We start from the raw sequence: 17872 nt of genomic DNA, 5'->3' as shown, positions 1-17872 counted from the left end.
GACGAAAAGCTTCTTCAGAGGTGGAGGAAAGGCGCGTCGATTGTCCATGCAGATCACGCGCGGACACGCCGCCTTTACGATCGATTTCATCGCGGCCCGTAGAATGCGCGCCCCTCGCACCGTCCGTCCGGCCATGCCTCAAACGCCTTCCTTCTGCGCCGTCGACTTCGGCACCTCGAACTCCGCGATCGCCATTCCCGACGCCGACGGCAGCATGCGCCTCGTCGAGCTCGAGCCCGGCCACGCGACGATGCCCACCGCCGTGTTCTATTTCGTCGAGGGCCGCCACGACGCCGACGGCCCGCCGCGCGCCTTCGGCCGCGCCGCCATCAAGGCCTACATCGACGGCAACGACGGCCGGCTGATGCGCTCGATGAAGAGCATCCTCGGCTCCGGCCTGATCGAGCAGACGACCGACGTCGGCGGCGGCCGCGGCGTGAAGTACTTCGACATCCTGGCCGGCTACCTGAAGCGCCTGCGCAATGCGGCGCTCGCGTCCGGTGCCGCGCAGCCGCTGGACAAGATCGTGCTCGGCCGGCCGGTCTTCTTCGTCGACCGCGAGCCGGAGCGCGATGCCGCGGCGCAGGCCTCGTTGGAGGCCGCGGCCCGCGCGGTCGGCTTCCACGAGGTGCACTTCCAGTTCGAGCCGATCGCCGCGGCCTTCGACTACGAACGCCAGGTAGAGCGCGAGAGCCTGGTGCTGGTCGCCGACATCGGTGGCGGCACCTCGGACTTCTCGATCGTGCGCGTCGGCCCCGAGCGCATGCAGCGCGTGGACCGGCGCGAGGACATCCTCGCCAACCACGGCGTCCACATCGCCGGCACTGACTTCGACCGCCACGTCGAGCTCGCCAGCATCCTGCGCGAATTCGGCTACCGCTCCTTCGGCCCCGAGCGCGCCGGCAGCCCGCCGCGCGAGGTGCCCAGCGCCGTCTACTTCGACCTCGCCACCTGGCACCTGATCAACACCGTCTACAGCCCCATGCGGGTGGCCGAGCTGCGGCAGATGAAGAGCTTCTACGGCGATCCGCTGCACCACCAGCGGCTGATGACCGTCGTCGAGGAGCGCCTGGGCCACGAGCTGGCCGGGCGTGCCGAGGCCGCGAAGATCGCCGTCTCCGGCGGCGGCGACACCGTCATCGACCTGAGCCTGATCGAGCCCGGCCTCGAAGTGGCCCTGAGCGAGCGCACCGCCGTCGAGGCGCTGGACCGTGACATCGAGCGCATCGTCCAGGCCGGGCGCGAGACCGTCGCCCAGGCCGGCCTGAAACCCGAACAGATCGACGCGCTCTACTTCACCGGCGGCTCGACCGGCCTGCGCCTGCTGGCCGACCGGATCGCGCGCGAGTTCCCGGCCGCGACCCAGGTGCGCGGCGACCGCTTCGCCTCGGTCGCGACCGGCCTCGGGCTGCATGCGGCGCGCCTGTTCCGCGCCTGACCGGTGACGGCGGGCCGGCCGGTGCCGCCGCGGCGGGCCGCGTCACGTCCGCCAGCATCAGCGTCGCGCTGACCAGGCCCTCCACCGCCTCCGCCACGTCCGCGGGCGGCTCCAGGGTCTCGATCTCCTCGAGCAGCTCGTCGGCGTCTTCCAGGTCGTCCGGGTCCAGGTGCATGAACAGCGAGGCCAGCGGCTCAAGCAGCGACGCCGCGTCCTGGCGCATCAGTTCGGGGAACAGCTCGGTGGCCAGCGCGAAGCCGGCCACCCAGGGATAGACCACCTCGGAGGGCTCGGCCTCCTCATCCAGCTCGAACACCAGCGGGTCGAACCACTGGCGCTGGACGATGGCCTGGTTCAGCTCCTGGTAGCGGCGCTTGGCCAGCGCGATCAGCGGGCGGCTATCGAAACCCTCCGGCGGGCTGCGGCCTTCCTCGGCATCGAGCACGTGCTTGGTCCACTGGAAGTGCGGCACCTGCTTGGGCTGCAGCAGCACGCCGACGATGAAGCCGTCCAGCATGCTGACGTCCAGCGGCTCCAGCGGCTCCGGCACGGCGTCGAGCAGCTCCTGCAGCTGCTCGATCTCTGACTCGTCGAGCGGAGCCAGGGCGGGTTTGGCGACAGGCGGATGGGACGGCTTGGACGGTTTCATGCCGCCCATTGTCGTGCCGCAGCTCAGCCCACGGCCAGCCGTTCGCGCAGCATCAGCACCAAGTCGGTCTTGGTCACGTAGCCGGCCAGGCGCCCCGCCGCATCCAGCACCGGCAGCCGCTCGCCCGGATGGGTGGCGAAGACTTCCAGCACCTTCCACACCGGCGTGCCCAGTTCCACCCGTGGGAAGTTGCTGCGCAGCAGCGCCGCGGGCCAGGGCGCATCGGCCGCCGTGCCCTGCTTCACCAGCGGCGCCAGGTCGTGCAGCGCGATCGCGCCGGCGAAGCGGTCCTCGGCATCGAGCACGTAGATGTGCGGCCGGCGCCAGCGCACGAAGGCCGCCTCCAGCGCGGCGAGGCTGTCGCCCACGCGCACCGTCGCACTGTCGGTGCGCAGCAAGTCAGCGGCCATCGTCAGCGCCGGGGCGTGCGCGTTGAGTTCCGGCACGCCGGCGTAGATCGAGCGCGGCCGCAGCCGGCGCGAGATCGAGTAGCCGAGCACGCAGGCCAGCATCAGCGGCACGACGACGCCGTAGTTCTCGGTCATCTCGAAGATCATCAGCACCGACATCAGCGGCGCATGGGTGCAGGCCGCCAGGAAGGCGCCCATGCCGACGGCGATCGCCGCGGGCGCCGGCACCGCGCCGGGCCACAGCCGCTCGGCGGCGATGGCGAACAGCGCGCCGCTGATCGCGCCGACGAACAGGGTCGGCGTGAAGATGCCACCGACGGCACCGGAGCCGGTCGTCGAGGCCACGGCCAGCAGCTTCAGCGCCAGCACGGCCAGCAGCGCCGTCCAGAGCCAGTCGCCCTGCAGCACCGCGTTGACGACGCTGTAGCCGTTGCCCCAGACCTGCGGCGCCGCCAGCGACAGCGCGCCGACGCCCAGCCCCCCCAGGCCCAGCTTCAGCGGCAGCGCCAGTGGAATCCGCTTGAACAGCGCGTTGGCCCCGTCCAGCAATCCAAGGAACAGTGGCGCGCCGAAACCGGCCAGCAGGCCTACCGAAGCGAGCAGCACCATCGGCGCACCGTGCGGGGCGACGAAGGCCGGCATCCGGTAGACCGGCGCGGCATCGACCAGCAAGCCGGCGGTGACGTTCGCCGCGAAGGCCGCGACCAGCAGCGGCCCGAGGCTTTCCATCGCCAGCGAACGCAGCACGATCTCGGCGACGAACAGCGCGCCGGCGATCGGCGCGTTGTAGGCCGTGGCCACGCCGGCCGCGGCCCCACAGGCCACCATCAGCCGGCGCCGCGGCACCGGTACCGCACGCCAGCTTCCGATCAGCGAACCGGCCAGCGCGGCGAGCTGCACCATCGGCCCCTCGCGGCCGATCGCACCGCCGCTGACGACGGTAGCCGCCGAGGACAGTGCCCGCAGGCAGGACCAGCGCAGGCCCAGCCGCCCCTCGCCCAGCGCGATCGCCTCCATGTAGTCGCCACCCTGCGCCAGCGGCATGCGCCGCGCGGCGAGCAGCACAGCCCCGGCCACCAGGCCGCCGAGCGCAGGCGCCAGCAGCCGCAGCCACTCGGGCAGGCCGCGGGCGATCTGCACCAGGCCATCGCTGCGGCCGTACAGCAGCCGCTCGGTGGCCAGCAGGCCTTCGCGGAAGCCAATCGTCGCCAGCGCGCCCAGCACGCCGATCAGCGCGGCCCACAGCAGCGTGCCTTCCCACTCGGTGGCACGCAGGCGCCGCAGGGCAAGCAGGCGGAAATCGACAAAAGAGCGCATCAAAGGAACATCAAAGGGGCATCAAAAGTCGGGAACTGGAGCGGCGGGTGATTTTTCACCCCGCTTGAGGATGCATTGATACGGGTTGACCACTACAGTGCAGACTCCCAACGACGTCCTTTCGAGGACTTGCAACGCTCCCACGGCTCCGGCCTGGGAGCGTTTTTTTCATTCGGATACGAAGCCACGGCGCAGCTGCTGCTTCAGGTGGTCGATCAGCAGGCGCAGCGGACGCGGCGTCGTGCTGGCCCAGGGATGGATGGCGTAGATCGCGTCGCCGAAGAAGCCAACCGGGCGCCAGTCCGGCAGCACTTCCACCAGCCGCCCCTCGCGCAAGGGTTCGGCAGCGCTGAAGTCGGGCAACAGCGCCAGCCCCAGGCCGTCTAGCGCGGCGTCCCGCAGGATCTCGCTGTTGCCGGCGCGCAGCGGCCCGAGCACCGGCACGCGCAGGCGCTGGCCGCCCTTCTCGAACAGCCACAGCGCCGGCCCGGGCCGCAGGTAGGGCAGGCAGGCATGCTGCGAGAGCGCCTCCGGATGCGCCGGTGCGCCCTGGGCCGCCAGGTAGGCCGGGCTCGCCACCAGCAAGGAGCGCGAGGCGCAGAGCCTGACGGCGACATGCGTGTCCGGCGGCGCGCTGGTGTGGCGGATCGCCAGGTCGAAGCCTTCCTGCGTCAGCGCGGCCACGCGGTCGCTCAAGTCCAGCTCGATGCGGATCTCCGGATAGCGGCGCAGGAATTCGCCCAGCAGCGGCGCCACGTGCTGGCGGCCCAGCGCCACCGGCGCGGTCAGTCGCAGCAGGCCGCGCGGCTGACCGGCGGCGTCACGGGTGGCGCCCAGGGTGCGCGTGATGTGGGCGAAGCTGGCCTCGGTCTCCTCGACGAGCTGGCGGCCGGCGTCCGTCAGCCGCACCGAGCGGGTCGTGCGCGCCACCAGGGTCTGGCCCATTGCGCGCTCCAGCTCGGCGATGCGCTGGCTCACGGCCGCCTTGGACAGCCCGAGCCGCTGCGCCGCCTTGGTGAAGCTGCCCAGCTGCGCGATCACGCCCAGCGCATGCAGCTGGCCCCACAGCAGCTCGTGGCGGAACTCCGGTGTCGTCGTCATTGTTCAGATTATCGAACAATCAAATCGACAGAAGCCGATTGGCAGGCCGGGGGTCGCTGCCTAGACTCTGCCCATCTTTTTCGGAGCCGATCGGAGACAAGCCATGAGCGCCAGCGCCTACACCAGCACCGCCGACATCACCCACTTCATCCACGGCAAGCCACAGGCGGCCAGCTCGGGCCGCAGCCAGGCCGTCTACAACCCGGCCACCGGCGCCGTCGCCCGCCAGCTGCAACTGGCCTCGGCCGAGGACGTGAATGCCGCCGTGGCCTCCGCCCAGGCCGCCTTCCCCGCCTGGGCCGATGCCCCCCCGCTGCGCCGCGCCCGCGTGATGCAGAACTTCCTTGTGCTGCTGAATCAGCACAAGGACGAGCTGGCCGCGATGATCACCGCCGAGCACGGCAAGGTCTTCTCCGACGCGCAGGGCGAGGTGGCGCGCGGCATCGACGTCGTCGAGTTCGCCTGCGGCGTGCCGCAGCTGCTGAAGGGCGACTACACCGAGCAGGTGTCCACCGGCATCGACAACTGGACGATGCGCCAGCCGCTGGGCGTCGTCGCCGGCATCACGCCGTTCAACTTCCCGTTCATGGTGCCGATGTGGATGGCGCCGGTCGCCATCGCCACCGGCAATGCCTTCATCCTGAAGCCCAGCGAGCGCGATCCGTCGCCGAGCGTCTTCATCGGCGAGCTGTTCAAGCGCGCCGGCCTGCCGGACGGCATCTTCAACGTGGTCCAGGGCGACAAGCTGGCGGTGGACACGCTCTTGAACCACCCGGACGTCAAGGCGATCTCCTTCGTCGGCTCGACGCCGATCGCGCAGTACATCTACGAGACCGGTGCCCGCAACGGCAAGCGCGTTCAGGCGCTGGGCGGCGCGAAGAACCACATGGTCGTGATGCCCGATGCCGACATCGACCAGGCCGTCGACGCGCTGATCGGCGCGGCCTACGGCTCGGCCGGCGAGCGCTGCATGGCGATCTCCGTGGCGGTGCTGGTCGGCGACGTGGCCGACAAGATCATCCCGAAGCTGGCCGAGCGCGCCAAGCAGCTGAAGATCAAGAACGGCATGGAATCCGATGCCGAGATGGGCCCGATCGTCACCCGCGAGGCGCGTGACCGCATCGAGAACTACATCGGCATCGGCGTCGAGGAAGGCGCGAAGCTGGTGGTGGACGGACGCGGCCACAAGGTCGCGGGCCATGAGGCCGGCTTCTTCACCGGCGGCACGCTGTTCGACCACGTGACCCCGCAGATGCGCATCTACAAGGAAGAGATCTTCGGCCCGGTGCTCGCCTGCGTGCGCGCACACGACTTCGCCGAGGCGGTGAAGCTGGTCAACGACCACGAGTACGGCAACGGCGTCGCCTGCTACACCAGCGACGGCAACGTCGCCCGCGAGTTCGCCCGCCGCATCCAGGTCGGCATGGTCGGCATCAACGTGCCGATCCCGGTGCCGATGGCCTGGCACGGCTTCGGCGGCTGGAAGCGCAGCCTCTTCGGCGACATGCATGCCTACGGCGAGGAAGGCGTGCGCTTCTACACCAAGCAGAAGAGCGTGATGCAACGCTGGCCGGCCAGCGTGGCCAAGGGCGCCGAGTTCGCCATGCCGACGAGCAAGTGAGCGCCGGGAAAGAGCCAGGAGCCCGACCCTTCATTTCGAGGGCTCGCATCCCCTAGCCTGATCGGCTAGATTGGCGCTTCATCAAGGGGCGCCGCAACGATGCACGACACGAGCACAGGGCAGCAGCACGGGAATCCGATCGCCGGATGGCTGCAAGACGCCCAGGCCCATTCCGGTGGTGATCTGGTCCAGGGTCTGGCCCTGGCGCGGCGGGCCTGGGATGCCGCTGTGGATCAGGGTTATGTCGAAGAGCAGCTTGAGGCCGGCCGCCTGCTGGCACGCTTCCACCTGCGCCGCGGCGAGCTGACGGAGATGCTGGCCATCGGCCAGCAGCTGCTGCCGCTGCAGCGCGCCCTGGGCACCAGCCCGCCGCTGTGCGGCCTGCTGCGGATGATGGCGCTGGGCGCCGCCGAGCTGGGCGATTTCGAGACCGCGCTGGCCTGCGCCAACGAGAACATGGCCGCGGCGCGCGAGCTGGGCGACACGCGCCTCGTCAGCGTCGCGCTGAACGCGGTCGGCGCCTGCTTCGAGCGCATGGGCGATCCCTGGCAGGCCGAGCGCCTGATGAACGAGGCCACCGCGCTGCTCGGCGACCTGGCCACCGACTACGAGAACATGGTGGCGCACAACAACCTCGCCACCGTCGCGCTGGGCACCTACCACCTGCTGAACCACAGCGGCCACGAGCGCGAATGCATGGAGGCCCTGCACCGCGCGCTCGACCACGCCCAGCGCGCCCGCCCGCACGCGCTGGCGCAGGACGAGCCCTACGCGCTGGCGCTGACCGACGGCAGCCGCGGCGAGGTGCTGATGCACCTGGGCCGGCTCGATGAGGCCGAGGACCTGCTGCTCTCGGCGCTGGAGCTGGACCGCCGCTGCGGCTACATCGCGCTGAGCTGGCGGGTGCGCTGCTCGCTGGCCGAGCTGGCCATGAAGCGCGGCCAGATCGCCGAGGCCCTGGTCGACCTGAAAGCCCTGCTGGTCGAGACACACGGCCGCGACCTCGGCGGCACCACCTCGATGCGGCTGCAGCATGCCGCCTACCGCGCCCACAAGACGCTGGGCCAGGCCGACGAGGCGCTGCAGCACCTGGAGCAGGTGCAGGCGATCGAGCACCGGCGCAGCGTCGCGCAACTGATGGCGCAGGCGCGCTTCTTCGTCAGCCGCCTCGAGGCCGAGCAGAGCTACAGCAGCCCCGCCGACCGGCGCCGCCCAGCGCTGGACACCGACGACGAGCTGCTGCGCGACCCGCTGACCGGCCTGGGCAACCGCCGCTGCATGGAGTCGAAGATGCCCGCGCTGATGCGCTCCGCCGAGCGCGGCGAGACGCCGCTGACGGTGGCGCTGATCGACGTCGACCGCTTCCGCGCGATCAACGACGAGCACGGCACCGCCGTCGGCGACCGCGTGCTGCAGGCGCTGGCGCAGATGCTGCGCGACAACACCCGCGGCCGCGACCTGCTGCTGCGCTGGAGCGGCGAGGAGATCCTCGTCGTGCTGCCCGACACCATCCCCGACCGCGCCTTCGAGGTCTGCGAGCGACTGCGCCAGGCGGTCGAGGCCTACGACTGGCGCGCGCTGTCGCCGGGGTTGGACGTCACCTTGAGCATCGGCCTGGCCAACGCGCCGCCCTACGCCACGGACCTGCTGGTGGCGCGCGCCGAGAGCGCGATGTATCGCGCCAAACATCTCGGTCGCAACAGAGTCGCCCTGGCCTGAGCGGGTTCAATCATCGGCCTGGACGACGTTGCGGCCCTGGGCTTTTGCCTTGTACATAGCGCGGTCCGCGCGGCCCAGCACCGCATCGGCGCTCGCATCCTCCGGTCGCGCCTCGGCGATGCCGAAGCTGGCCGTCAGTTGCCACGGGTGCCCCTGCCACTCGAAGGCGCTCTCCTCCAGGTTCGCGCGCATGCGCTCGGCCACCAGCAGCGCGCCGACCAGATCGGTCAGCGGCAGCAGGGTGCAGAACTCCTCGCCGCCGAGCCGCCCGAGCCGGTCGACATCCCGCACGCAGGGCTTGAGCGCCTCGACCAGCCGGCACAGCGCCGCATCGCCGGCCGCGTGGCCCAAGGTGTCGTTGAGCTGCTTGAAGCGGTCCATGTCGATCATCACCAGCGCATAGGGCCGGCCGCGCTGCAGCTGCAGGTGCTCCGCGGCGATCGCCTCGCTGAGCGCGCGGCGGTTGTAGACATCGGTCAGCGGGTCGCGCCGGGTCAGCCGGTGGATGCTGAGCACCAGGCGCATCACGATCAGGCAGGCCATCGTCGCGTTCAGCACCAGGCTCACCAGCAGGGTCATCCACAGCCAGATGACGTTGAACTCGTTGAGCTGGCGCACATCCACCGTCTGCGCCGGCTGCCAGAACGATTCGAGCAGCCGCGCCGCCAGCAGCACGAAGACCGCGAACAGCGGCGTGATCAGCAGCGCGCTCAAGGCCGGCCTCACATGCCGGCGCAGCTGCCGCCAGGCGTCGACGCAGCTCATCGCCACCAGCGCGCCCAGCGCGGTGTGCACGGCGCGTACGTGCCAGCGCATGTCGCCCTCGAGGGGCACCGCGACCAGCAGCACCGCCGACGCCAGCCAGACCGCCAGCGCGGAACGCCAGGCCAGCGGTTCGCCGACGATGGCAGGCACGCCGGCGCGCAGCACCGCGAAGGCCCCGATGGCCAGCAGGTCGCCACCCCCGTCGCGCAGCAGGCCGGGCGCCTGGCCGCCCAGCGCATCGACGCCGAGGCCGCCCGCCAGCAGCGCGTTCGCCACGGCCAGGCACATCGAGGCCCGCGGCGCCACCGTCGTGCCCGCCGCCATCGACCACCAGACCCCGCTGGCCGCCAGCAGCATCAGCACGATGGCCATCAGCAAGGTCATCGGGTCGGCCAGCAGGAAGGCCTCCGACAAGGTCCCGCTCATCCGAACGCCTCCGCCGGTGCCACGCAGACGCGGTTGCGGCCCTCGCCCTTGGCGCGGTAGACCTGCTCGTCCGCGCGCGCCAGCGAGACCTCGCCCGCCGGGTCGTTGGCGCGGCCGCCCGCGACGCCGAAGCTGGCCGTCAGCTCGACGCGCTGGCCGCGCCAGACCAGCGGCTGCGCCTGCAGCGTCGCACGGATGCGCTCGGCCACCTGCGCCGCAGCCTCGGTCGTCGTGTAGGGCAGCAGCGCGCAGAACTCCTCGCCACCGAGCCGCCCGAGCCGGTCCGCCTCACGCAGGCAGCCGCGCACGATCCGCACGACGTGCAGCAGCGCGGCATCGCCGGCCGCGTGGCCCAGCTCGTCGTTGATGCGCTTGAAGTGGTCGATGTCCAGCAGCACCAGCGCGAAGTCATGGCCGCGCTCGCGCCGCGCCTGCAGCAGCTGCACCTCGTCGGCGATGGCGCGGCGGTTCAGGGTGTCCGTCATCGGGTCGCGCAGCGTCAGATGCTCGACGCGGCCGACCAGGCGCCACACCAGCAGCGCCATCAGGCTGACCGAGATCGCCATCGTCAGCAGCAGCCACAGCGCACCCACCCCTGCGCTCACACCGGCGCTGACTGCACCGCCTTGCGCCGGCATCGCCAGGCGCACGATGCCGAGGCCGGCCAGCACGAGGTAGGGCAGCACCAGCAGCATGGTGATCCAGCGAGCAAGACCCGGCCCCGCACCGCTGATCACGTCGCGCGCCCCACCCAGCGCCAGCAGGGTGATCGCCACGGCGGCGACCAGCGGGATGCCGGCCCGCTGCTGCAGCGCGAACAGCAGGACGATGCCCAGGAAGCCCGCGCCCGTGATCAGCGCGATGTGGCGGCGCCCGCGGCCCAGCCGCAGCATCCGCCGCAACGCCAGCGCCAGCAGGCACACCGCGGCCAGCGCGCACGATTGTTCGAAGGCGACGACCGCCAGCGATGACCAGCCGGCGGTGAGCCCCGCATCGGTCGTCTGCAGGATCCGGAACAGGTGCGCTCCCACCATCAGCCAGCTCGCCCGCGGCGCCATCCGGAACACACCGGCCAGCAGCGCCCAGCCGGCCGCCGCGAAGCCGTTGAAGACCGCGTTGACCAGCAGCAGTGTCGGAGCGTCCAGCAGGTCCATCCGCGCAGAGGTCAGGGAAGATGCCAGGCATCATCACCGATGCGGCCGCGCCGGCACAATGGCCGCACGATGAAAAACAGGATCGTTCTCGTAACCGGCGCCGGCCGCGGCATCGGCGCCGCCATTGCCCTGGCCTGCGCCGAGGCCGGCTGGGATGTGGCGCTGAACTACGCGCAGGACGCTGCCGCGGCAAACGCCGTGGCCGAGCGCATCCGCGCGCTCGGCCGCCGCGCGCTGGTGCTGCAGGCGGACGTGGCCGACGAGGCCCAGGTCCAGGCGATGTTCGCGCGGGTGGACGCCGAGTTCGGCGGGCTCGATGCGCTGGTCAACAACGCCGGCATCGTCGCACGCGGCGCGCGGCTGGAAGACATGACGGTGGAGCGCTGGCGCCGCGTGCTCGACGTCAACGTGATCGGCACGCTGCTGTGCACCCGCGAGGCTGCGCGGCGCATGAGCACGCGCCACGGCGGCAGCGGCGGCAGCGGCGGCGCGGTCGTCAACCTCTCCTCGCGCGCGGCCCAGCTGGGCGGCCCGAACCAGTACGTGGACTACGCCGCCAGCAAGGGCGCCGTCGACAGCCTGACCGCCGGCCTCGCCAAGGAGTTGATCGCCGAGGGCATCCGCGTCAACGCCGTGCGGCCCGGCATCATCGATACCGAGATCCACGCCACCACGGCGCTGCCTGAGCTGCTCGACACCGCGATCGCGGCGATCCCGATGGGACGCATGGGCCGGGCGGACGAAGTGGCGCAGGCGGTCGTCTGGCTGCTGTCGGAGGCCTCGAGCTACAGCGTCGGTGTCACGATCGACGTGACGGGCGGCCGATAGGGCCGATAGGGCCGACAAGGCCGCTAACGCCGGAGCCAGTGCGTGGGCGCGACGCTGGCGGCGAGCGCAGCGTCGGCCTCCTGGCGCAGCTTGCCTGCAGCATCGCCCTGCGCACGGGCCAGCGCATCCAGTGCGAGCGCCGTGCGGAACGATGCGGGCTGCGTACCCTGCAACTGGCGCGCGAGCTTGAGCGATGCCTCCGCGTCGACACGCGCCGCCTCCGCATTGCCAACAGCGAGCTGCGCACGTGAACGCCACTGCAGCAGCAAGGCACGCGCCGCTTCGCGCATCTTGGGCACGGCCAGCAGCGTGTCGAAGCCCTTCAGCGCGGCGGCCGCGTCGCCGCGTGCGAGCGCCAGCTGCGCTTCGGCGCCGATGCAGTTGGTGGCGGCGATGCGGTCGGCCGGGCTGTCGCTGAGCTTCTCGGCGCGACCCGCGGCAAGGCGGGCCTGGGCCTCGGCCTCGTGGCCCGGCTCGCCGCGCAGCAGCGCCAGCGCGCCCATGCATTGCGCGCTGGCGGCAAAGCCGGCGTTGTGCCACGAACGCGCCGCCGCCAGTGTCTGGTCGTACAGGGCGAGCGCCTCCGGATAGAGCCCCAGCTCCAGGCGGTCGGCAGCGGCATTGAGCAGGTTGATCGGCGCCACGCCCTGCGGCCCGGCGAACGCCCGAGCCTGGGCCAGGGCTTCGTCATGGCGGGTCTGCGCAGCGCCCAATTGGCCGGCCAGAAAGTTGCCCAGCGCCCAGTTGTTCAAGAGTGCGACGTAGTTCGGGCCCTGGTCCCGGCCGAGCTCCTTCATCGACTGGATCGCCCGCGCGAACAGCGGATCCGCCTCGGCCACCCGCGGCGTGTTCATCAGGATGCTGGCCTTGAGCCCGAGCAGCGGCGCCTCGAATTGCTTGATCGGCCGCGGCATGGCGCGCCAGTAGGCGGTGGCGGCGTCGGCGGCGCGCAAGGCGTCGTCGAGCTTGCCGGCATTGAACAGCACGGTAGCCTGGTACGAGGCGCAGTTGGCGCGGGAGACGGCCTCGGCATTCGGATCGTCCGCCACGCGCTGCAGCATCGCCAACGCCTCGTCGCGCCGGCCGATGCGCTGGTACATCATGCCAAGGTCGCAGTCGATGGCCTGCTGCTGGCTGTGCTCATGCGTCAAGGCGCGCGCCTCTTCGTACAGCTTCGCCGCCCGCTCGGATTCGCCGATGCCGCCGTGGTGCTGGGCGATGGCCAGGAGCACGCGCGACAGGGTCTCGGGCTCGTCCGCGAATTCGCCGCGAGCGATGCGCTCGGCCCGCCCGACCACGGCCTCGGACGACTCGTTGCCGCCGGCGGCGAGCGCGTCGCCCAGCAGGTCGCCGAGGAAGAACGCAAAGCTCTCGGTCGTCGCCAGCGAGGCTTCGGCCTTAGCGCGTTGCGCCCGGGCCTCGTGCGCCTGCCACAGCGCCGTGGCGGTGACGCCCACGAGGCTGCACACGGCCAGCGTGCCGAGGGCCACGCCGGCACGGTGGCGCTGCGTGAACTTCCAAGCGCGCTGCCATCGGCTGGTGGGCGCGGCCAGCACCGGGTGGCCGCGCAGGTGGCGCGCCAGGTCGGCCGACAGCGCCTCGGCACTGGCGTAGCGTCGCGCGGGCTCGAGCTGCAGCGCCTTGTCCAGCACGGCGTCCAGGTCACCGCGCAGTTGCTTGACCAGCGCGCGGCGCGTCAGGCCGCGGGCCTGGGCGTCGACGTCAGTGGCCGCGTCGGCGGCGCGCATGAGGTGACCCTCGGCGATGGCGGTCTCCAGCTGCGCCGGCGTGTTCAACCGCGGCGCGTAGGGGCGATGGCCACTCAGCAGCTCGAACAGCACGACGCCCAGCGAGTAGAGATCGGCCGCGGTCGTCAACGGGCTGCCGCGCACCTGCTCCGGGGCGGCGTAGGCGGTCGTCATCATGCGGCCGGCGGCGCGCGTGAGCTCGGTGGCATCGGCGGGGCTGTTGCCATCGTCCAGCAGCTTGGCGATGCCGAAGTCCAGCAACTTGACCTGGCCCTGCGGCGTGACGAGCAGGTGGGCCGGTTTCAGGTCGCGGTGCAGCACGAGATGCGCATGCGCGTAGGCCACCGCCTCCAGCACCTGCTGGAACAGGGCCAGCCGCTCGGCCAGGCCCAGGCGGCGGCTGTCACACCAGGCGATCAGCGGCTCGCCCTCCACCCATTCCATCGCGAGATAGGGCGTGCCGTCGGCTGCGGTGCCCGCATCGAACAGGCGCGCGATGTGCGGATGGTCCAGCGCCGCCAGGATGTCGCCCTCGCGCGCGAAGCGCTCGGCGGTGGCGCTGCCGGGGCGGTGCCACAGCGGCAGCTTCAGCGCTACGCGGCGCACGGGGCCCTCCAGCGCCTCGGCCTGCCAGACCTCGCCCATGCCGCCGCTGCCGCAGCGGTCCACGAGCCGATAGCGGCCGACCGTGTCGCCGGCCCGCGGCCCATCGCCCATCCAGGCCTCGCCGGTGAGCCGCGGCCCACGCTCCAGCCAGTCGCCCGTCTCGCGCTCGGCGCTGCTGGCCAGCAGCGCCCGCACCTGCACCGACAGGCCCGGCTGCTCGGCGTCCAGCCGCGCGAGGAAGGCGGTGCGGGCCTCGGGCGCCAGCTCGCCCGCCTCGTCGAAGAGGCGGGACACCTCGGGCCAGTCTTCAGCGCGGATGGGGAAGTTGGGAGCGGTCATGGCTTGGAATACGCAATCCGGCGGCCAAAACCGCCATCGTCATGGCTTCAAGGCCAGGGTGAGGAAGGCGCGAGCGCGCTCCCAGTCGCGCTGCACGGTGCGCAGCGACACCTGCAGGGCGTCGCCAATCTCGGCCTCGCCGAGGCCGGCGAAGAAGCGCATCTCGACGACCCGCGCCGCCCGGGCATCGAGCCGGGACAGCTCCTCCAGCGCGCCGTCCAGCGCCAGCAGGTCTTCCGGCGCGTCGGCGACGGCATCGGCCACCGAGGTGTCCAGCGTCATGTGCTCGACCTGGCCGCCGCGCCGCTCGGCCGCGTGGCGGCGCGCCATGTCGGTGACGATGGAGCGCATCGCGCGCGCGGCGTAGGCCAGGAAATGATGGCGGTCGGCGAAGTGCTGCTCCCCCAGCGACTGCATGCGCAGCCAGCACTCGTGCACCAGCGCGCCGGTGTCGGCCGCGGTGACTCTCGGCGCGCGAGCCAGGCGCGCGCGCGCCATGCCCTGCAGCTCGCGGTACAGCAGCGCGAACACGCGTTCGCCCGCGGCAGCGTCGCCACGGCCGGCATCGTGCAGCAGGGAGGTCAGCGACGCGTCCATTGCGCACGACTCTAGCAGTGGCATACCCCCCATATTTAGGGGGTGAGTTGGCGGCTTGGGCCGGGCGACTGCGTGTTCAGGGATAGGGACTGCCGATCGCGGCGGCTCGTGGATCTCTTCAACCTTGGAGCAACCCGTCATGCAAGCCTTCCGTCCGGTCCCCTCAGTCCATCACCGCCCCGCCCGGTTCCGGCTGCGCGCCTCCAGTGCCGCCGCGGCGCTGGCGCTGGCCGGCATGTCGCAGCTGGCCATGGCCGATGTCTGCAGCTTCAGCAGCGGCAACTACAGCGTTTCCGGCTGCCTGACGACGCTGGGCAGCGGCGACTCCCTCAGCATCATCGGCGGCAGCTACAAATACCTGGACGTGGCACTGACCACCACGGCCGGCGGCGCCATCGACGCCAGCGACAACCTGTACTTCGCCACCGGCAACACGATCAACAACGGCGGCAATTTCCGCTTCCTCAACGATTCGAGCCTGTTCGACAACGGCGCCTCGGGCGTGTTCGTCAATACCGGCACGCTGTCCAAGGTCGCTGGCGGGGGCGACAGCACCATCGGCATCAGTGGCTTCGTCAACAACGGCGGCACGATCAATGCGCAGACCGGCCGCATCATCTTCAACAGCGGCGCCACGTTCAACGCGGGCAGCAGCTTCACCGGCCCCGGCACGGTGCTGGTCAGCGGCGGCGCGAGCTTCTCGGGCGCCTTCTCGTCGGACGGCAGCCTGGTGCTCGGCGGCGGCACTTACACCGGCAGCGGCACCACCCCGGCCACGCTGTCCAGCGGCAGCCTGCAACTGAACAGCGGCACGCTGGCCGGCAGCTGGCAGACGGCCAGCGGCACCACCGTCAACATCGTGGGCGGCAGCTACAAGTACGTGGGCGGCACGCTGAGCAATGCGGGCACCCTGGTCGCCAGCGACAACCTGTACTTCAACAACGGCACGACGCTGACGAACAACGGCAGCTACCAGTTCACGAACGACTCGAACCTGTTCAACAACGACGGCCCCGGCAGCTTCGTCAACAACGGCACCCTGGCCAAGGTGGGCGGCGGCGGCGACAGCCACGTCAGCGTCAGCGGCTTCAGCAACAGCGGCACCGGCGTCATCGACGTGCAGACCGGCCGCATGCTCTTCGACAACGGCGGCCAGTTCGCCAGCGGCACCCGCATCACCGGCGCCGGCCAGGTGCTGGTGACCAACGGCGCGAGCTTCAGCGGCGCGCTGAGCACCGCCAACAACCTGTACCTGACGGGCGGCACGATCACGGCCAACAACGTCGTCGCCACCGGCGACGTGTACTGGACCGCCGGCACACTGTCCGGCACCTGGGAGAACACCGGTGGCAGCACCTTGCGCGTGGACGGCGGCAGCTACAAGTACGTGGCCGGCACGCTGACCAATGCCGGCACGATGACGACCACCGACAACCTGTACTTCAACGCCGGCAGCACCCTGGTCAACAACAGCAGCTACCAGTTCACCAACGACGCGGGCCTCTACAACAACGACGGCCCCGGCAGCTTCATCAACAACGGCACCCTGGCCAAAGTGGGCGGCGCGGGCGACAGCCACATCGGCATCAGCGGCTTCAGCAACGGCGACACCGGCATCATCGACGTGCAGACCGGCCGCATGATCTTCGACAGCGGCGCCAGCTTCTCCAGCGGCACCCGCATCACCGGCGCCGGCCAGGTGCTGGTGACCCGCGGCGCGAGCTTCAGCGGCGCGCTGAGCACCGCCGACAACCTCTACCTGTCGGGCGGCACGATCACGGGCAACAACGTCGTCGCGACCGGTGATGTGCACTGGACCAGCGACACGATGGCTGGCACCTGGCAGACCGCCAGCGGCAGCACCCTCTACGTCGACGGCGGCAGCTACAAGTACGTGGGCGGAACGCTGACCAATGCCGGCACGATGACGGCCACCGACAACCTGTACTTCGACGACGGCAACACGCTGGTCAACACCGGCAGCTACCAGTTCCTGAACGATGCCGGCCTGTACAACAACGGCGGCGCCGGCAGCTTCGTCAACAAGGGCACCTTGGCCAAGATCGCCGGCGGCGGCGACACCCATGTCAGCGTCAGCGGCTTCAGCAACGCCAGCACCGGCGTCATCGACGTGCAGACCGGCCGCATGGTCTTCGACAACGGCGCCCAGTTCGCCAGCGGCAGCCGCATCACCGGCGCCGGCCAGGTGCTGGTGACCAACGGCGCGACCTTCAACGGCACGCTGAGCACCGGCAGCAATCTCTACCTGTCGGGCGGCACGATCACGGCCAACAACGTCGTCGCCACCGGCGACGCGCACTGGACCAGCAGCACGATGACGGGCGCCTGGCAGAGCGCCAGCGGCAGCACGCTGTACGTGGAGGGCGGCAGCTACAAGTACGCCGCGGGCCTCACGCTGGCCGGCCGCACGTCTGCCACAGACAACCTGTACGCCTACGGCAGCGGCGCGCTGACGAACAACGGCCGCTACGAGTTTGCCAACGACAGCGGCATCTACGGCGGCGGCGATCTCGTGAACACGGGCAGCATCGTCAAAACCGCCGGCGGCGGCACCAGCGACCTGTCCGGCGTGGCCTTGCAGAACCTCGGCACCTTGGAAGCGCAGACAGGCACGCTGCGCCTGCCGGACAACTTCACGAATGCCGGCACCTTGATGGGCGTGGCAACGATCCAGGCCAACGGCACGCTCACCAACAACGGCCACATCGCCCCCGGATCCGCCGCGGCGACCGGCACGCTGACACTGGCGAGCAACCTGGTGCAAGGCCCGCTGGGCGTGCTGGACATCCGGCTCAGCTCGGCTGCCGCCAGCGATTTCCTGCAGGTCGCCGGCACGGCTGCGATCGACGGCAGCACCCTGGCGCTGAGCTGCTTCAGCTGCATGCTGCAGCAGGGCGACACCTACCTGCTGATGAGCAGCTCCGGCGCGCTGACCGGTACCTTCGCCAACGTGACGACCAGCGGATTCGGCAACGGCTTCGAGTACACCCTGGACTACAGCCACGCCAACGAGGTCTGGCTGGACGTGACGCAGGTCGGCGCCGTGCCGGAACCGTCCAGCTACGCGATGCTGCTGGCCGGCTTCGGCGTGATCGGTTGGCTGACGCGTCGCCGCAAGAAGCTGGCCTGAGGA

General features: G+C 70.8%; 11 protein-coding genes and 1 pseudogene. 5 read left to right on the top strand and 7 right to left on the bottom strand.

Annotation, left to right across the window (positions count from 1 at the left end; translation table 11 throughout):
* Positions 1-133: 133 nt before the first annotated feature.
* Positions 134-1438, top strand: coding sequence for an Hsp70 family protein (locus SNE35_RS30605; RefSeq protein WP_320426861.1), 1305 nt, complete (start codon positions 134-136; stop codon positions 1436-1438).
* 133 nt (positions 1439-1571) lie between these two features.
* Here SNE35_RS30605 and SNE35_RS30600 read toward each other — a convergent pair.
* From SNE35_RS30600 to SNE35_RS30590, 3 genes and pseudogenes are all read right to left on the bottom strand, one after another.
* Positions 1572-2087: pseudogene (locus tag SNE35_RS30600) on the bottom strand (YecA/YgfB family protein); the annotation flags it as partial.
* A gap of 23 nt (positions 2088-2110) precedes the next feature.
* Complete coding sequence (locus SNE35_RS30595; RefSeq protein ID WP_320426860.1) at positions 2111-3814, bottom strand: ClcB-like voltage-gated chloride channel protein; 1704 nt, start codon at positions 3812-3814, stop codon at positions 2111-2113.
* Positions 3815-3982: 168 nt separating this feature from the next.
* Positions 3983-4915: a LysR family transcriptional regulator gene (locus tag SNE35_RS30590; protein WP_320426859.1), complete on the bottom strand. Its 933-nt coding sequence runs from the start codon at positions 4913-4915 to the stop codon at positions 3983-3985.
* Positions 4916-5018: 103 nt separating this feature from the next.
* On the opposite strand from SNE35_RS30590, the gene SNE35_RS30585 reads away from it, so the two are divergent.
* Positions 5019-6536 carry a CoA-acylating methylmalonate-semialdehyde dehydrogenase gene (locus SNE35_RS30585; protein WP_320426858.1) on the top strand — a complete coding sequence of 506 codons (1518 nt, stop codon included), beginning with the start codon at positions 5019-5021 and terminating at the stop codon, positions 6534-6536.
* A gap of 99 nt (positions 6537-6635) precedes the next feature.
* The gene (locus SNE35_RS30580) at positions 6636-8255 is read left to right on the top strand and encodes a diguanylate cyclase (RefSeq protein WP_320426857.1); all 1620 of its coding nucleotides are present in this window, start codon (positions 6636-6638) and stop codon (positions 8253-8255) included.
* 6 nt (positions 8256-8261) lie between these two features.
* On the opposite strand, the gene SNE35_RS30575 is transcribed toward SNE35_RS30580, so the two are convergent.
* A complete protein-coding gene (locus tag SNE35_RS30575; RefSeq protein WP_320426856.1) occupies positions 8262-9446 on the bottom strand; it encodes a GGDEF domain-containing protein in 1185 nt (394 codons plus the stop codon).
* Complete coding sequence (locus tag SNE35_RS30570; RefSeq protein ID WP_320426855.1) at positions 9443-10600, bottom strand: GGDEF domain-containing protein; 1158 nt, start codon at positions 10598-10600, stop codon at positions 9443-9445. Before SNE35_RS30570 ends, SNE35_RS30575 begins: the two co-directional genes overlap by 4 nt.
* A gap of 69 nt (positions 10601-10669) precedes the next feature.
* Here SNE35_RS30570 and SNE35_RS30565 point away from each other — a divergent pair, with 69 nt between their 5' ends.
* A complete protein-coding gene (locus SNE35_RS30565) occupies positions 10670-11428 on the top strand; it encodes an SDR family oxidoreductase (RefSeq protein ID WP_320426854.1) in 759 nt (252 codons plus the stop codon).
* A 23-nt stretch (positions 11429-11451) separates the two neighbouring features.
* Here the strand turns inward: SNE35_RS30565 and SNE35_RS30560 are convergent, their stop codons facing one another.
* Together SNE35_RS30560 and SNE35_RS30555 are read right to left on the bottom strand one after the other, a co-directional pair.
* The gene (locus tag SNE35_RS30560) at positions 11452-14121 is read right to left on the bottom strand and encodes a serine/threonine-protein kinase (RefSeq protein ID WP_320426853.1); all 2670 of its coding nucleotides are present in this window, start codon (positions 14119-14121) and stop codon (positions 11452-11454) included.
* A 39-nt stretch (positions 14122-14160) separates the two neighbouring features.
* Positions 14161-14718, bottom strand: a complete 558-nt coding sequence (locus tag SNE35_RS30555) for an ECF-type sigma factor (protein WP_320426852.1) — start codon at positions 14716-14718, stop codon at positions 14161-14163.
* Positions 14719-14857: 139 nt separating this feature from the next.
* Between SNE35_RS30555 and SNE35_RS30550 the strand changes: the two genes are divergently transcribed.
* Entirely contained in the window at positions 14858-17869 is a 3012-nt protein-coding gene (locus tag SNE35_RS30550; protein WP_320426851.1) for a beta strand repeat-containing protein, read from the top strand.
* Positions 17870-17872: the final 3 nt, after the last annotated feature.

This window comes from Roseateles agri, from assembly GCF_034043675.1.
GTDB lineage: Bacteria > Pseudomonadota > Gammaproteobacteria > Burkholderiales > Burkholderiaceae_C > KK5.
This window is presented reverse-complemented; position numbering and strand designations above follow the sequence as displayed.

Bases quoted from the DNA above. Each gene is read 5' to 3' on its own strand.
- SNE35_RS30590 (WP_320426859.1), bottom strand. From the start codon at position 4,915: ATGACGACGACACCGGAGTTCCGCCACGAGCTGCTGTGGGGCCAGCTG.
- SNE35_RS30595 (WP_320426860.1), bottom strand. From the start codon at position 3,814: ATGCGCTCTTTTGTCGATTTCCGCCTGCTTGCCCTGCGGCGCCTGCGT.
- SNE35_RS30570 (WP_320426855.1), bottom strand. From the start codon at position 10,600: ATGGACCTGCTGGACGCTCCGACACTGCTGCTGGTCAACGCGGTCTTC.
- SNE35_RS30575 (WP_320426856.1), bottom strand. From the start codon at position 9,446: ATGAGCGGGACCTTGTCGGAGGCCTTCCTGCTGGCCGACCCGATGACC.
- SNE35_RS30565 (WP_320426854.1), top strand. From the start codon at position 10,670: ATGAAAAACAGGATCGTTCTCGTAACCGGCGCCGGCCGCGGCATCGGC.
- SNE35_RS30550 (WP_320426851.1), top strand. From the start codon at position 14,858: ATGCAAGCCTTCCGTCCGGTCCCCTCAGTCCATCACCGCCCCGCCCGG.
- SNE35_RS30560 (WP_320426853.1), bottom strand. From the start codon at position 14,121: ATGACCGCTCCCAACTTCCCCATCCGCGCTGAAGACTGGCCCGAGGTG.
- SNE35_RS30605 (WP_320426861.1), top strand. From the start codon at position 134: ATGCCTCAAACGCCTTCCTTCTGCGCCGTCGACTTCGGCACCTCGAAC.
- SNE35_RS30585 (WP_320426858.1), top strand. From the start codon at position 5,019: ATGAGCGCCAGCGCCTACACCAGCACCGCCGACATCACCCACTTCATC.
- SNE35_RS30580 (WP_320426857.1), top strand. From the start codon at position 6,636: ATGCACGACACGAGCACAGGGCAGCAGCACGGGAATCCGATCGCCGGA.
- SNE35_RS30555 (WP_320426852.1), bottom strand. From the start codon at position 14,718: ATGGACGCGTCGCTGACCTCCCTGCTGCACGATGCCGGCCGTGGCGAC.